12 protein-coding genes and 1 other RNA gene are annotated in these 13,268 nt (G+C 59.4%); 10 read left to right on the top strand and 3 right to left on the bottom strand.

Annotation, left to right across the window (positions count from 1 at the left end):
• Positions 1-188: 188 nt before the first annotated feature.
• Positions 189-1,580 (top strand): serine hydrolase, encoded by a 1,392-nt coding sequence (locus FHT92_RS12275; protein ID WP_183825328.1) that lies wholly within the window; start codon positions 189-191, stop codon positions 1,578-1,580.
• A gap of 40 nt (positions 1,581-1,620) precedes the next feature.
• On the opposite strand, the gene FHT92_RS12270 is transcribed toward FHT92_RS12275, so the two are convergent.
• The 3 genes from FHT92_RS12270 to FHT92_RS12260 form a co-directional block, all read right to left on the bottom strand.
• Positions 1,621-2,589 carry a lytic transglycosylase domain-containing protein gene (locus tag FHT92_RS12270; protein ID WP_183825325.1) on the bottom strand — a complete coding sequence of 323 codons (969 nt, stop codon included), beginning with the start codon at positions 2,587-2,589 and terminating at the stop codon, positions 1,621-1,623.
• A gap of 161 nt (positions 2,590-2,750) precedes the next feature.
• Positions 2,751-3,386: a LysE family translocator gene (locus tag FHT92_RS12265; RefSeq protein ID WP_183825322.1), complete on the bottom strand. Its 636-nt coding sequence runs from the start codon at positions 3,384-3,386 to the stop codon at positions 2,751-2,753.
• 57 nt (positions 3,387-3,443) lie between these two features.
• Positions 3,444-4,655, bottom strand: a complete 1,212-nt coding sequence (locus tag FHT92_RS12260; RefSeq protein WP_183825319.1) for a pyrophosphate--fructose-6-phosphate 1-phosphotransferase — start codon at positions 4,653-4,655, stop codon at positions 3,444-3,446.
• A gap of 463 nt (positions 4,656-5,118) precedes the next feature.
• Between FHT92_RS12260 and FHT92_RS12255 the strand changes: the two genes are divergently transcribed.
• From FHT92_RS12255 to FHT92_RS12215, 9 genes are all read left to right on the top strand, one after another.
• Entirely contained in the window at positions 5,119-5,826 is a 708-nt protein-coding gene (locus FHT92_RS12255; RefSeq protein ID WP_183740785.1) for a DnaJ family molecular chaperone, read from the top strand.
• Entirely contained in the window at positions 5,823-6,584 is a 762-nt protein-coding gene (locus FHT92_RS12250) for an N-acetylmuramoyl-L-alanine amidase (RefSeq protein WP_183740782.1), read from the top strand. Before FHT92_RS12255 ends, FHT92_RS12250 begins: the two co-directional genes overlap by 4 nt.
• Before the next feature lie 263 nt (positions 6,585-6,847).
• Complete coding sequence (locus FHT92_RS12245; RefSeq protein ID WP_183825316.1) at positions 6,848-7,465, top strand: lytic transglycosylase domain-containing protein; 618 nt, start codon at positions 6,848-6,850, stop codon at positions 7,463-7,465.
• 80 nt (positions 7,466-7,545) lie between these two features.
• Positions 7,546-8,721, top strand: a complete 1,176-nt coding sequence (locus tag FHT92_RS12240) for an NAD(P)/FAD-dependent oxidoreductase (RefSeq protein WP_183825313.1) — start codon at positions 7,546-7,548, stop codon at positions 8,719-8,721.
• A gap of 56 nt (positions 8,722-8,777) precedes the next feature.
• Positions 8,778-9,171, top strand: an RNA gene (gene rnpB / locus FHT92_RS12235) — RNase P RNA component class A.
• Between the two features lie 429 nt (positions 9,172-9,600).
• Positions 9,601-10,038, top strand: a complete 438-nt coding sequence (gene mraZ / locus FHT92_RS12230) for a division/cell wall cluster transcriptional repressor MraZ (protein ID WP_183825310.1) — start codon at positions 9,601-9,603, stop codon at positions 10,036-10,038.
• A gap of 17 nt (positions 10,039-10,055) precedes the next feature.
• Positions 10,056-11,081 carry a 16S rRNA (cytosine(1402)-N(4))-methyltransferase RsmH gene (rsmH, locus tag FHT92_RS12225; RefSeq protein WP_183825308.1) on the top strand — a complete coding sequence of 342 codons (1,026 nt, stop codon included), beginning with the start codon at positions 10,056-10,058 and terminating at the stop codon, positions 11,079-11,081.
• Between the two features lies 1 nt (position 11,082).
• Positions 11,083-11,520 carry a hypothetical protein gene (locus tag FHT92_RS12220; RefSeq protein WP_183740769.1) on the top strand — a complete coding sequence of 146 codons (438 nt, stop codon included), beginning with the start codon at positions 11,083-11,085 and terminating at the stop codon, positions 11,518-11,520.
• Positions 11,520-13,268, top strand: coding sequence for a peptidoglycan D,D-transpeptidase FtsI family protein (locus FHT92_RS12215; protein ID WP_183825305.1), 1,749 nt, complete (start codon positions 11,520-11,522; stop codon positions 13,266-13,268). The genes FHT92_RS12220 and FHT92_RS12215 overlap by 1 nt, the downstream gene beginning before the upstream one ends.

Below are 13,268 nucleotides of genomic sequence, written 5' to 3'. Positions count from 1 at the left end.
CACCTTTTTAGCGTTCAGGGCGTGTAACGCGCCTCTGCTACAGTTTGATGACGAGCCCTGTGGGCTAAGCCTTCCGCAGAAGCCGGCGAAGACCTCCGCAAAATTTGAAGTCGATTGAGGCGCTTCTTTTCGCTTCTCTCTTTTCGCCAGCCACGTTTCCTGCTTCTCTCCGTTCCGTGGAGGATTGCATGCGAGTTGTTCTGCGTATCGTCAAGGGCTTGGCCCTGCTCGTCATTCTCGTTGTCTTAGGCGCAGCCGCGTGGCTCTCCATAAGCCCCCCGGAGCTCCTGAAGGTTGGCAACGGCTATGCCGCCAAGATCGTCTGCTCCAATGTCTTCATCGCCGGCCGCGATCCCGACGCCGTGCTTTATGACGATGTCCAAGCGCCTGGAAACCCGTTGCTCAGACTGATGCGCGTCGAGGTCGATCGTGACGGCGGGCGGGTGACCTCGCGTTTCATGGGCCTGTTTGCACCGAGCTACGCGCTTTATCGCGGCGCTCTCGGCTGCACGAGCGTGCCTGATGGCGATTTCGATGCCGCCGCAAGGGCCGCGCCGCTGATGCCGGCGCCGCAGGTGGCTGAAAACGACGCGGTCTGGCCGGACGGCGAAGGGGTCGATCCGGCGGCGGTCAACGCCAAGGTTGCGGCCCTTCTTGCCGATGCCAAGCTTGCCGGGCCTGCCATGCGGGCGATGGTTGTCGTGCAGGACGGCCGCATCATTGCCGAAAGCTATGGGCCGGGCTTCAACGCCGCCACGCCGCTGGTTGGATGGTCGATGACGAAGACCGTCAATGCGGCGCTGATTGGCCGGCTGATGCTGTCGGGCAAGATCTCCTTCGATGACACGCATCTCCTGCCGCAATGGGTGAATGATCCGCGCGGCGACATCAAGCTCTCCGACTTGCTCGGCATGGAAAGCGGACTCGCCTTCAACGAGGATTATGGTGCTGTCGCGGATGTGACGCGCATGCTCTATCTCGATCCTGACATGGTTTCCCTGCCGGCGCGCGCGCCTCTCGTCGCGGTGCCGGGTACGGATTTCCATTATTCCAGCGGTACGGCCTTGCTTCTGTCCCGTATTTGGATGGACAAGGTCGGCGATCCGCGGGCGGCCTTCGATTATCCCCGCGATGCGCTGTTTTCTCCGCTCGGCATGACGAGCGCCGTTTTCGAAGCAGATGAGCACGGTACGTTTGCCGGCAGTTCCTATCTCTATGCTACAGGGCATGACTGGGCGCGGTTCGGCCAGTTCCTGCTGCAAGATGGCGTGTGGAACGGGCAGAGGCTTCTACCCGAGGGCTTCGTTGCGATGATGCGGACGCCGACAGCAAGCTCGGGCGGCCAATATACGCAAGGCCAAGCCTGGCTTGCAGGGCCGGGCGGCGGCACGAGCCCTGAGTTCGGCCTGCCGCAGGATACATTCTGGCTGCAGGGTCATGACGGTCAGACGGTCGCGATCGTTCCCTCGGCCAACCTGGTCTTCGTCCGCATGGGACTGACGCCGAGCTGGCTGCGTTACAGGCCGCAGATAATGCTGAAGGAAATTCTTCACGCGCTTCAGTCGGCGAAAGCCGGCTGAGGCCTATCATCGACAATGGTTTGTATCAGTAATTGGACTATCAGTAATTGCCTTGGGCGATGTCGGTCATGCCCTTGCGCTTAGCGTCATAATAGTAACCGCGGGCATAGAGACGAACGGCGTCGTCTTCCTTCTTGTCTGCTACCTGCCAGGCGCCCTGCAGGTACTTGCCTGCATATTTGATATTGGTTTCGGCGTCGAAGAGGCCGGTAGGGTTGCCATCGTAACCCATCGACTTTGCGGTGTTGTACTTGATCTGCATGAGACCGAAGTAGCCGCGCTTGTTGTAGGCCTTGGAATTGTAGCGGCTCTCGCGATGAACGACGCGGTGGAGCAGCGATTCCGGAATCTCATAAAGCTTTGAATATTTGCTGATGAGCTTGCTGACGAGACTCTTTTCGACGGTCGGCGCGTCGTCATTGTCGTTATCGCTGAACATCGGCGGGGCGGTTGGCGGATCGATCGGACCGGATTCGTCGAAGCCGTAATCCATAGTGAAGCGCGGCGTCGAATCGATGGCAGCGAGCGCTGCGAGCGCGCCGTTCTGCGGCGTCGTGGCTGCGAAGGCAAGCTGCGTCGAGGGGCTGGCGGGAGAGCCCGGCCGTGGCGTCGGAACAACGGACTGTATCGCCGTCATCTCGGGCGTCAGCGGGATCGGCGCGTAGCCATTGACCGCAACCTGCTGGACACCGCCCTGCATGGCGAAATCACCGGCCTGCTGCTGCACGGGGGAGACGACATTCGGCATGGCGGCTGCGGTGAGAACGGGTGCGGCGGTTGCTGCCTGGGGATTGAGAGTGGCAACGGCCGGGCCGTTTGCGCCTTCAGCGGTCGGGACGGCAGCCAGCGTTGCGTCTTCACCCGGCTTCGGCATGGGAATCACGGTCTGCGCGGCAGTCAGTTCCGCCTGAGAGGTGTATTCCACGCTCGCGCATCCCGAAATGACACCGCAGAGCATGGTAGAGACCACGAGACTGCGTTTCAGGCCGGAAAATCCGATCGCTACCATTCTCTCACTTTCGTGAATCGCGCCGCGCCTGCGGCGTCTTAAAAGTTATCAAATACCTTAAGCCCGAGGAAAGCCATTAACCTATTCGTGGCTTTCCAGCAACCACGGAATATTATTAGAGCCTTTCTCGACAGAATGCTGCAATCTGACCGGGAAAGGCTCTAAGCTGCAATACGGCGATACCCAGCGGTTACAGCGCCTGCTGCGATGAGCAGGGTGCCCCCGGTGCGGTTGACCGCGCGCTGCACATTGGCCTTGCGAATCAGACCGCGCGCCGCATGGGCAGCGAGCGCGTAGCAGGAGGCGTTGATGGTGGCGAGCACGAGAAAGGTCGTTTCCATGATCAGCATCTGATCGAAGAAGGGAAGAGCGGGGTTGAGGAACTGCGGCACGAAGGCAACGAAAAATACGATGCTCTTCGGATTCAGTGCCGTCACCACATAGGCGTGAAGGAATATGCGCAGCGACCTTTCTTCCGGCAGATTGTCGTTGTCAGCAATATGTTCGCCGACGATCGGCGCCCGCCAGAGCTTGATTCCAAGCCAGATCAGGTAGGCGCCGCCGATCCATTTCAACACGGTGAACAGCGTCGCCGATGCGGCAAGCAGTGCGCCGAGGCCAAAAAGCGATGCCGTCATGGCCGTAAAATCGCCGAGCGCCACGCCTGAAACGGTCGCCAGCGCCGTTTTCCGGCCATGACCAAGCGCATAGGAGACAACCAGAAGAATGGTCGGTCCCGGTATGGCGAGCATGATGGCGGATGCGGCCGCAAAGGCGAGCCAGGCTTCAAGCGACATGGAATCTCCTCCTATTCCTAGAGAAGAAGCAAAGACACCATATTAGCCATCCGTCAATCAGGCGGACCTGTATTTTTGGCCGATCTGGCTCATTACTTCAGCGAACCATCCGGTTGAAAGATCAAACGGCTTGCCACCCTTGATGCGGGGGAATTCTATTGTGCGCAACTTGCCATTCTGCGCTTCGTCATGGCCAGTGACACCCGACACCTTGTTGAGAGCGCTTTCAACGGCGAGGTCGACCATGCTCTGGATCAGGCGCAGATCTTCGCCGTTTGCCGGTGCGGAGCGGGCGAAATAGCCGGATTTCTGGACAAGCGAGCGTTCGGCATCGAGCAGACTTGCGAACTGCTTCTGGAACCAGGCGCCAACATTGATCGTGTCGATCTTCACATGGCCGAAGGCATCGCGCTTGACCGTCTCGCCGGCGGCTTCGCGCTCGGCGACGATGGCATCGAGGCAGGCGCCTTCCGATACGAAGACCGTGGCATGGCCGGTGCGGTCCATGGTCTCCTTCAGGCGCGCGGCTTCAGCATCAAGGTCGAAGGCCATTTCCGGCAGGTAGACGGCGTCAATGCTCTTCATACCCGCGTTCATCATCAGGCCGTCGACATATTCGTTGCCTTTGGTGCGCTGGAGATAGGCACGGGCGGTAGCAGCCGTCAGCCAGCCGCAGTGGCGGCCCATGACTTCGTGAATGACGAGCGTGCGCGGGGCGGCGGTCTGTTCATTGCTGACATTGTCGAAGAAATGGGCGCCGACCTCCGCAGCCGTCCAGGCTCCGAGCGACTGACGGATCGGCACGACGTCGTTGTCGACGGTTTTCGGCAGGCCAACGACCGTAAGATCATAACCGTTTGCCGCGAGATAGGCGGCCAGGTCCGCGGCCGTCGTATTCGTGTCGTCGCCGCCGATTGTGTGCAGGACGGTGACGCCGTCGTTGGCAAGACGTTCTGCGGCGACCCTGAGCGGATTTTCGCCTTCCTTGACGAGGCCGCGCTTGACGCAGTCGGCGGCATTGGTCAGCTTCACGCGGCTGTTGCCGATCGGCGAGCCGCCATAACGGTGCAGGAGCGGCGCCTTCTCACGCATCTTCTTATCGATCGCGACGCTATCACCGAGCAGAACGCCCTGATAACCGGATTTGTAGGCGATGAGTTCGATATCGGGTGCCACATCGCTATAGCGCTCGATGAGGCCGCCTACGGCGGATGATAGACAGGGCGCCAGGCCTCCGGCGGTCAGCATTGCGACTTTTTGTTTGGCCATAATCCCTCCTTTGGCGCCCGATGCGCGACTGCCTACAATTAAAGCGCGCTGCGATCTCTCAGATCTGAAGCCGCTTTAAGTCTTTGTTTTCCGGATGTCGTGATTGCAAAACCGCTGCACAGTCTTGCGCGACATGGTTCAGGTACCGCATGGATGCGGCAGAGAAAGTGACCTGTAAAGTAAAGAATTTACGAAAAACGCGGCTTTCTCCGGAGCGAGTGCTGATAGCAGCGATATAATCGGTTCAATGCCATTTAACCTATCTATAAGTGTTGTGGAAATCGCCGGCCGCTGTGCCGACAATGGGGCCAATGGCGGACACGGCGGATGGTCGCAGCATCAGCGACAATTACCGAATTGTGAAAACTGTTTTCGAACCTGCGATCAATAGCTGCCTTGCAATGGCAACGATTATTTGGTCAAGGTGTTCTTCTGGAACTTGCTGCATTGCGAGAAGATGACGATGTCTTTTTGGGAAAAACTGGTGAATGCCATGGGCAATACCGCGGGCAATGCGCTCTCCGCGGTGGTCGAGGCTATTCGCACGGTTTTTGAGGGCGATCCGGAGACGCGTCGCAAGGTTGCTTTTTCAGTGGCTGTCATTGCGCTTTCGGCCAAGATGGCGAAGGCAGACGGTATTGTAAGCGAGAAAGAAGTGCAGGCTTTCCGCGATATCTTCGAGTTTCCTCCGAGCGAGGCGAAGAATGTCGCGCGCCTCTATAATCTCGCCCGCCAGGACGTTGCAGGTTACGAGGCCTATGCAGCGAAGCTGTCCACACTCTGCTCGACCTGCGCCGCCAATTGCCCGGTGCTGGAAGATGTGCTCGATGGTCTGTTCCATATCGCAAAGGCGGACGGGCTGATCCACGAGAATGAAATGAATTTCTTGCGCCATATCGCCGAGATTTTCCAGATGAGCCAGGCCCGCTTCGATCAGATCGCTGCGCGCCACGTTGCTGATGGGCGGGACCCGTACAAAGTTCTCGGCGTTTCGCCGGCAGATGATTTCCCGACGATTCGCCGCCATTATCATGTGCTCGTCAGCGAGCATCATCCAGACCGGCTTATCTCGCGTGGCGTGCCGGAAGAGTTTCATGCGATTGCCAATGAACGCATGGCAGCGCTGAACGACGCTTATGCGGCGATCGAAAAGGAACGCCGCGCCGCATGACCTCATTCGAGGCCGATTACAGACAAGCACGCGTCCAGCCTTCGCCGAACCACGGCGAACGCGCCGATGGTCGCAAACCCGATATGATCCTGCTTCATTATACCGGCATGCCGAGCGCGGAAGGAGCGCTCGACTGGCTCTGTCGGGACGAAAGCCAGGTCTCCAGCCATTATTTCGTGCAGCCGAACGGTGAGGTCGTGCAACTCGTGCCGGAAAACCGCCGCGCATGGCATGCGGGCAAGAGTTTCTGGCATGGCGAGACGGACATCAACTCGATGTCGATCGGCATCGAAATCGCCAATGCCGGCCATCCGGGCGGGCTTCCGGACTACCCGAAAGAGCAGATTTCAGCAGTGATCGAATTATGTCGTGATTGCGGCGATCGTTGGTCAATCGCGCCTGAAAGGGTGCTCGGTCACTCCGACGTTGCTCCGGTGCGCAAGGTCGATCCGGGCGAAAAATTCCCCTGGCGCGAGCTGCATCAGGCCGGTGTCGGCCATTGGGTGGAACCGGCCGCTATTACCGGCGGGCGCTTCTTCCAGCGCGGCGACTGCGGGCAGCCGATCGAGGCGCTGCAATCCATGCTGTCGCTCTATGGCTACGGCACTGAAATATCAGGCGAGTTCACTGATAAGACGGCCGGCGACGTCGAAGCTTTCCAGCGACATTTCCGCCCGGAAAGAGTGGATGGAATTGCCGATTTCTCGACGATCGATACGCTGCATCGCCTGCTGTCGGCGCTGCCGCGTTATTCCTGACCGGTGATAGTTTCCGATATTGCCGATTTTCCATGTCTGGATGCGAAATCCGCGCTGCCACATCATTTCCCTATTATCTCCTCATTGCGATGGTCTAAGAGCTTCCGCTAAGCGGCGCCGATGGTTGTTCCCAAGCTAAATCGAAGGCGTCATGTGAAACGATAAGAATTGCTGCGAAGCCTGATCAGTTCTTGGTCAGGAATTCTCCATGACGGCGAGGCGCGCAGTCCGGCAATTCTTTGGGTCGGAGTGATTAAGACTACATGAGAAAACTGATTGTTGTTGCTGCAGCATGCGTTGGCATGGTGCTGGCGGGAAATAGCTTTGCTTTCGCGAATGACTGGGGCGTGCGAGCCGATGCGCCCGTGAAGAAAGTTGAGCGTCTGCAGAAGACAGCGGAGCGCGTGCATAAGAAAGAACGCCCGCAGAGGACGGCGCAGCGTGTGCAGAAGAAAACAGAGCGTCCGCTGAAGACGGTCGAGCGCCAGAGTGGCTATCCCGTCGCCAATGATTCCGGCAATTCCTATTCCGCACTCATCAGCAAATATGCCGGGCAATATAATGTGCCGGTGGCTCTTGCGACTGCTGTCATTCGTGTCGAAAGCAATTTCAATCCGATGGCGCGCGGCAGCCATGGCGAAATCGGCCTGATGCAGATCAAGCCGGCCACGGCTCGCATGATGGGCTATTCCGGTAGTGCCAAGGGTCTGTTCGATCCGGAAACCAACATCAAATACGGCATGAAGTACCTGGCGGCCGCCCACGATCTCGGTGGCGGACAGACCTGCAATACCATCCTCAAGTACAATGCCGGCCACGGCGCGACGCGCATGAATCCGGTCTCCAAGTCTTATTGCGGCAAGGTTCTTGCGATGCTCTGAACAGAATCGCCTGTCTCTGACAAGAGCTGGATGATTCAGTACGATTGCCATGTTATCGCTAGCCTTTAGCGAGGTGCGATATGGCAGTCGATTTCAGGTTCATCGTCATCGGCCGCGGCATGATGGGTGCAGCGGCCGCAAAATACCTGGCGCGCCAGACAGACGGTGTCGCCGTCATTGGCCCGGACGAACCGGAAGACCGTAGGGTGCACGAAGGCGTCTTCGCCAGCCATTATGATGAAGGCCGCATCACCCGGACCATCGATCCGGATCGCGACTGGGCCTTGCTCGCCAATCGCTCGATCGCCCGCTATGGCGAGATCGCCAAAGAGAGCGGCATTGATTTCTACACGGAAGCGGGCTGCGTCGGCGTGGCACCTGCCGGGAGCGATTATCTCAGGGATGCGCGACAAGCGGCGGTCTCGCTCAGAGTCGAAACCGTTTCGCTAGATGAGGGCGGGCTGAAGTCGCAATTTCCCTATTTCGCGTTTCCCTCCGGCAGCGCCGGCATTTTCGGGGCGAAAGGCGCAGGGCATATCAGCCCGCGCAAGCTCGTGAAGGCGCAGTCGCTGCTTGCTGAAAAGGCGGGGGCGACCGTCATCCGAGATTATGTCATCTCGACGCGGGAGGAGGGCGGGGCGGTTGTCGTCACAACGGCGGGCGGCGAGGTCTATCGCGCCGAGAAAGTGCTGCTTGCGGCCGGCGGTTTTTCCATTTCGCAGAATCTCTTGCCGCAATCCGTTGATATGACGGTTTACGGGCGCACCGTGAGCCTTTTCGAAGTGGCGGAAGAGGATGCGCATCGCTTTGGCGGGATGCCGTCGCTGATCCTCGATGCGCCCGGCATCGCCATCTACCTGCTGCCGCCGATCCGCTATCCCGACGGCAGGCTTTATCTGAAGATCGGCGGTGATCCGGACAATCTGGTGTTGAACAATGACAAGGACATGCGTGCCTGGTTCCGCACGGACGGGCGTGAGGTTGCCCGCGAACACTTCGAGCGTATCGTTGCACGTATCGTGCCGGAACTTCAGGCGCGGTCCATTTCGAGTGCATCCTGTGCCGTCTCCTACACCAAGAGTCGTTACCCGATGATCGGTTATACCGCGTCGCCGCATATCGCTGTTCTGACAGGCTGCATGGGAACATCCGCCAAGAGCTCCGACGAGATCGGCAGGCTGGGGGCTGAGCTCATTCTGGCAGGCAGAATCAAGGATCAGGGCTACGCCACGGATTTCGCACCTTATTTCCGTTAAGCCCGGTCCTCATATTTCGTTGGCTTTTGCGGTCTTCCTCGTTTAAGGGAGCCCTGCCAGTTGGCCGGGCAGCCGCGCTTTACCAATGCCGAAAGGCGGTAAGGTGAGGAAAGTCCGGGCTCCACGGAAACACGGTGCCGGATAACATCCGGCGAGGGCGACCTCAGGGAAAGTGCCACAGAAAGCAAACCGCCTGTCTTGACAGGTAAGGGTGAAAGGGTGGGGTAAGAGCCCACCGCATCTCCGGCAACGGATATGGCACGGTAAACCCCACCGGGAGCAAAACCGAATAGGGATGACGCGGTCGGCGAAAGCCTTCCGGCCTGTTTCTGGGTCAGTCATCCGGGTGGGTTGCGTGAGGCAGCGTGCAAGCGCTGTCCCAGATGAATGGCTGCCACGTTCCGGTTCGCCGGAGCCATACAGAACCCGGCTTACAGGCCAACTGGCGATTAACTTCCCGGCGTTCCCACTGCCACAAAATCCGATCTCTTTCCTGACAAGTCATTGAAATGCCTGAAACCAACGCAAGGTCTCACGGGCCTTGCGAGACCGATTTTCCCGTTCGACGGCGGTACCTCAGGCAGTGTCGGAGAATCGCTTTCCTAACCCTTTGTTAAACTTAACAGCTTATAAATGTTTGATACTGTGTCCGCCTCAAAACGGGCTCATCCCATTGACGCCCATATGGTCCCATGCTATCCCAAATGCGCACTGCATCAGGGCAATCATCTGCCCATCCATCGCAAAGCAAAGGCGTCTTCCGGGTCGGAAGCGTCGGGAGGACCTTGGTTCTTTCGGCTTGCGAAGCTGTGCCTGACTTAGGGGGTTTGGGGCGGCAAAATGCTTTCCGGGCTCTTTCGGAAACGGGTGTTTCGTGTCATGAGCCGCTTCCTTTCGAATGCGACCAACAGGATCGATACCAAGGGCCGGGTTTCCGTGCCGGCGGCGTTTCGGTCGGTGCTGGCGCAGCGCAACGTTCAGGAGCTTTATTGCTTCCAGGACTTTGTGTTTCCGGCGATCAGCGTCGGCGGCTCGGATCTTCTGGAAAGGTTCGAGCGGCAGATTGCGGCGGAGGATCCGTTTTCGCCGGATGCAAACGAGATGTCGCTTCTCATTCATGGGGGCGGGGTCTTCATGAAGCTCGACGCCGAGGGGCGGTTGATGGTCACGGATTTTATTCGCGACTTCACTGGTATTTCGGACGAGGTGACCTTCGTGGGTCGGGCGGATCACTTTCAGCTCTGGCAGCCGCAGGCATTCGCGGCCGCGCAGGCGCAGGCACGAGGGGAGCGCAAGCTGGCGGGCAAGCGTTCCTGAGAAAACGAGGGAACGGAATGGTGGCGAATCCTGGCGGAGGTTCAACTGAAGCCGGTGGCGGACCGGTTCGCCACATTCCGGTTCTTCTCAAGGAAGTGCTTGCGGCGCTGGAGCCTTCTTCCGGCAAGGTCATTCTCGATGGCACTTTTGGCGCGGGCGGATATACTTCCGCTATTCTCGATGCCGGTGCTGATGTGATCGCGCTCGACCGCGATCCGACGGCGATTGCTGCAGGCCAGGCGTTCGTCGCCAAGCATGGCGGTCGCCTCAAGCTCATTCATTCGCGGTTTTCTGCGCTTGCCGATCATGCGCCGGAAGGCGGTCTCGATGGCGTTGTGCTCGATATCGGCGTTTCCTCCATGCAGATCGACGAGGCCGAGCGTGGCTTCTCCTTTCAGAAGAACGGCCCGCTCGATATGCGCATGTCGGCTGCAGGTGTTTCGGCTGCCGATGTCGTCAATCGTGCCAAGGTCGCCGATCTTATCCGGATATTCCATTATCTCGGCGAGGAAAATCAGGCGCCGCGCATCGCGCACGCCATCGACAAACATCGTGCCGAAAAGCCCTTCGAGACGACGCGCGATCTTGCCGGTCTGATCGAGCTGGTGACGCCGCGCAAGATGAAGGACAAAATCCATCCGGCGACACGTGTCTTCCAGGCGCTGCGCATCTTCGTCAACGACGAACTCGGCGAGCTGGCGCAGGCGCTGTTTGCCGCCGAGCGGGCGCTGAAGCCCGGCGGTCGCCTCGTTGTCGTCACCTTCCATTCGCTGGAAGACCGGATCGTCAAGAAATTCTTCTCCGACCGGGCCGGCAAGGCGTCGGGTTCGCGCCATCTGCCGATCGCGCATGAGCGCGCGGCGACCTTCGAGCCGGTCGGCAAGTCGATGGTTTCGGCCGGCGAGGAGGAAGCTCAGGCCAATCCGCGCGCTCGTTCCGCCAAGCTGCGTGCCGGCCAGCGCACCGCCGCTCCCGCTGAAGCAGAAGACATGTCGCTCTTCGGTTTCCCCAATCTTGCCAGCCTCGGAAAGCTTGGAGCTTGATATGCTGCGAACGTTCGATCTTGTCCTCATTGGCATTATGACGGCCGCGGCCGCCGTCACCTACACGATCAAGCACCGCGCCGAGCTGAAGCTCGAGGAGGTTCAGCGCCTCGAAGCGGAGATCAAGCTGGAGAAAGACACAATCGATCTCCTGAAGGCCGACTGGGCGCTGCAATCGCAGCCGAACCGGCTGGAGCGGCTGGTCAACGCCTATAATGGCGAGCTGCAGCTGCAGCCGACGGATTCGACCGCGCTTGCCCATGCGCGCGAACTGCCGATGCTGAAGTCGCAAGTTCCTCCACCTGATCTGACCGAAGCCAAGGCCGGCGCCAAGCCGGGTGCTAAAGCCGGTACGGGTGCCAAGGGTCAGCCGACCCCGATGCCGGCGCCGCGCGAAGCTGAAGATGCGGATCAGATCGAAACGGGGGCGGTGGAATAATGTCCTTTCTTTCCCGCATCATGGTGCTGAAGAGCCAGGCGCATTTTTCCGCAGGCGTCTACAGCCGTTTCGGCGCCCCCTCGGGCATGGCGATCGAAGGTTCGCGCAAACGCAAGTCCGGGCAGGCCAAGAGCCGTGTCGGACTGCTCATCTTCGGCTTTACCGTCGTCTATGCCATTATCGGCGGCCGTATGGTCGAATATGCGATGAAGGAGCCGGAATCGGTCTCGTCCATCCTCCCGCCCGACCGGCTGATGGCCTCGCGCCCTGATATTATCGACCGCAACGGCGAAGTGCTGGCGACCGACATTCGCACGGTTTCGCTGTTTGCCGAGCCGAACAAGATCGTCGATCCTGACGAGGCCGTCGAGAAGCTGCAGACCGTACTTTCCGACCTCGACGTCAAGGACACTTATAAGAAGCTCTCGAACCGCACCTCGCATTTCGCCTGGCTGCGTCGCCAGTTGACGCCGAAGCAGCAGAGCCAGATCCTGGCGCTCGGCATTCCCGGCATCGGATTCCGTCCGGAAAAGCGCCGGTTCTATCCGGGCGGCGCGACGGCTGCGCACATCCTCGGTTACGTCAATATCGACAACCGCGGCGTTGCCGGCATGGAAAAATATATCGACGACCAGGGGCTCGCCGATCTCGCCTCGGTCGGCATGACGAGTAATCAGCCGCTGGAGCCGGTGCGCCTTTCGATCGATCTGCGCGTGCAGTCGATTGTGCGTGATGTCGTTGCCAATGCCGTCGTCAACTACAAGGCCAAGGGTGCAGGCGCCGTCGTCCTCGATGCGCATACGGGCGAGGTGGTTGCCATGGCGTCTGCGCCGGATTTCGATCCGAACAATCCGCAGGAAGGCTCCAAGGACGGCTGGCTGAACCGCATGTCGAACGGCACGTTCGAAATGGGCTCCACCTTCAAGACCTTCTCGACCGCCATGGCGATCGACAGCGGTAAGGTTTCGCTGAAGGACAGTTTCGACGCTACCAACCCGATCCGCATCGGCGGCTTCACCATTCACGACTTCCACGGCCAGCGCCGCTGGCTGACGGTGCCTGAGATCTTCGAATATTCCTCCAACATTGGCACGGCGAGGATGATCGACCTCGTCGGCATGGACCTGCAGAAGGAATATCTGACGCGCCTCGGCTTGCTCACCAAGATGCAGACCGAACTGCCCGAAGTGAAGATGCCGAGCCAGCCACGCGTCTGGAAGAAGATCAACTCGATCACGATCTCCTTCGGCCATGGCGTGGCCACCACGCCGCTGCAGACGGCTGTTGCCGGCGCCGCGCTCATCAACGGCGGCAAACTGATCGAACCGACATTCTTACCGCGCAATCGCGAGCAGGCCGACGAAGTCGCCGAGATGGTCGTCAAGAAGAGCACCAGCGACGACATCCGCTATCTTTTCAAACTGAACGGCATGAAGGGGTCGGGCCGCAATGCCGACGTGCCGGGTTTCCACGTTGGCGGCAAGACCGGCACGGCCGACAAGGTCGTCAACGGCCGCTATGCCAGCAACCTGAATTTCAACGCTTTTCTTGCGGCTTTCCCGATCGACAATCCGAAATATGTGGTGCTGACATTCTGCGACGAACCGCTGGATGGTGAGCAGCATCAGCGTATCGCCGCCTATACGGCGGCACCTATGGTCAAGAACATCGTGCGGCGTGCAGCACCCATTCTCGGTGTCGAGCCGGAATTTGGCGAAGACGGCTCGGCCTTGTTGGTGTCTTATTGA

The sequence above is a fragment of the Rhizobium sp. BK377 genome (assembly GCF_014193935.1).
Taxonomy (GTDB): Bacteria; Pseudomonadota; Alphaproteobacteria; order Rhizobiales; family Rhizobiaceae; genus Rhizobium.
Note: the sequence above shows the minus strand (reverse complement) of the source record. Positions and strands in the feature narration are given on the sequence as shown.

Excerpts from the sequence above, each read along its gene's own strand:
- FHT92_RS12275 (WP_183825328.1), top strand. The coding sequence starts at position 189 with ATGCGAGTTGTTCTGCGTATCGTCAAGGGCTTGGCCCTGCTCGTCATT.
- FHT92_RS12270 (WP_183825325.1), bottom strand. The coding sequence starts at position 2,589 with ATGGTAGCGATCGGATTTTCCGGCCTGAAACGCAGTCTCGTGGTCTCT.
- FHT92_RS12265 (WP_183825322.1), bottom strand. The coding sequence starts at position 3,386 with ATGTCGCTTGAAGCCTGGCTCGCCTTTGCGGCCGCATCCGCCATCATG.
- FHT92_RS12260 (WP_183825319.1), bottom strand. The coding sequence starts at position 4,655 with ATGGCCAAACAAAAAGTCGCAATGCTGACCGCCGGAGGCCTGGCGCCC.
- FHT92_RS12255 (WP_183740785.1), top strand. The coding sequence starts at position 5,119 with ATGTCTTTTTGGGAAAAACTGGTGAATGCCATGGGCAATACCGCGGGC.
- FHT92_RS12250 (WP_183740782.1), top strand. The coding sequence starts at position 5,823 with ATGACCTCATTCGAGGCCGATTACAGACAAGCACGCGTCCAGCCTTCG.
- FHT92_RS12245 (WP_183825316.1), top strand. The coding sequence starts at position 6,848 with ATGAGAAAACTGATTGTTGTTGCTGCAGCATGCGTTGGCATGGTGCTG.
- FHT92_RS12240 (WP_183825313.1), top strand. The coding sequence starts at position 7,546 with ATGGCAGTCGATTTCAGGTTCATCGTCATCGGCCGCGGCATGATGGGT.
- mraZ (WP_183825310.1), top strand. The coding sequence starts at position 9,601 with ATGAGCCGCTTCCTTTCGAATGCGACCAACAGGATCGATACCAAGGGC.
- rsmH (WP_183825308.1), top strand. The coding sequence starts at position 10,056 with ATGGTGGCGAATCCTGGCGGAGGTTCAACTGAAGCCGGTGGCGGACCG.
- FHT92_RS12220 (WP_183740769.1), top strand. The coding sequence starts at position 11,083 with ATGCTGCGAACGTTCGATCTTGTCCTCATTGGCATTATGACGGCCGCG.
- FHT92_RS12215 (WP_183825305.1), top strand. The coding sequence starts at position 11,520 with ATGTCCTTTCTTTCCCGCATCATGGTGCTGAAGAGCCAGGCGCATTTT.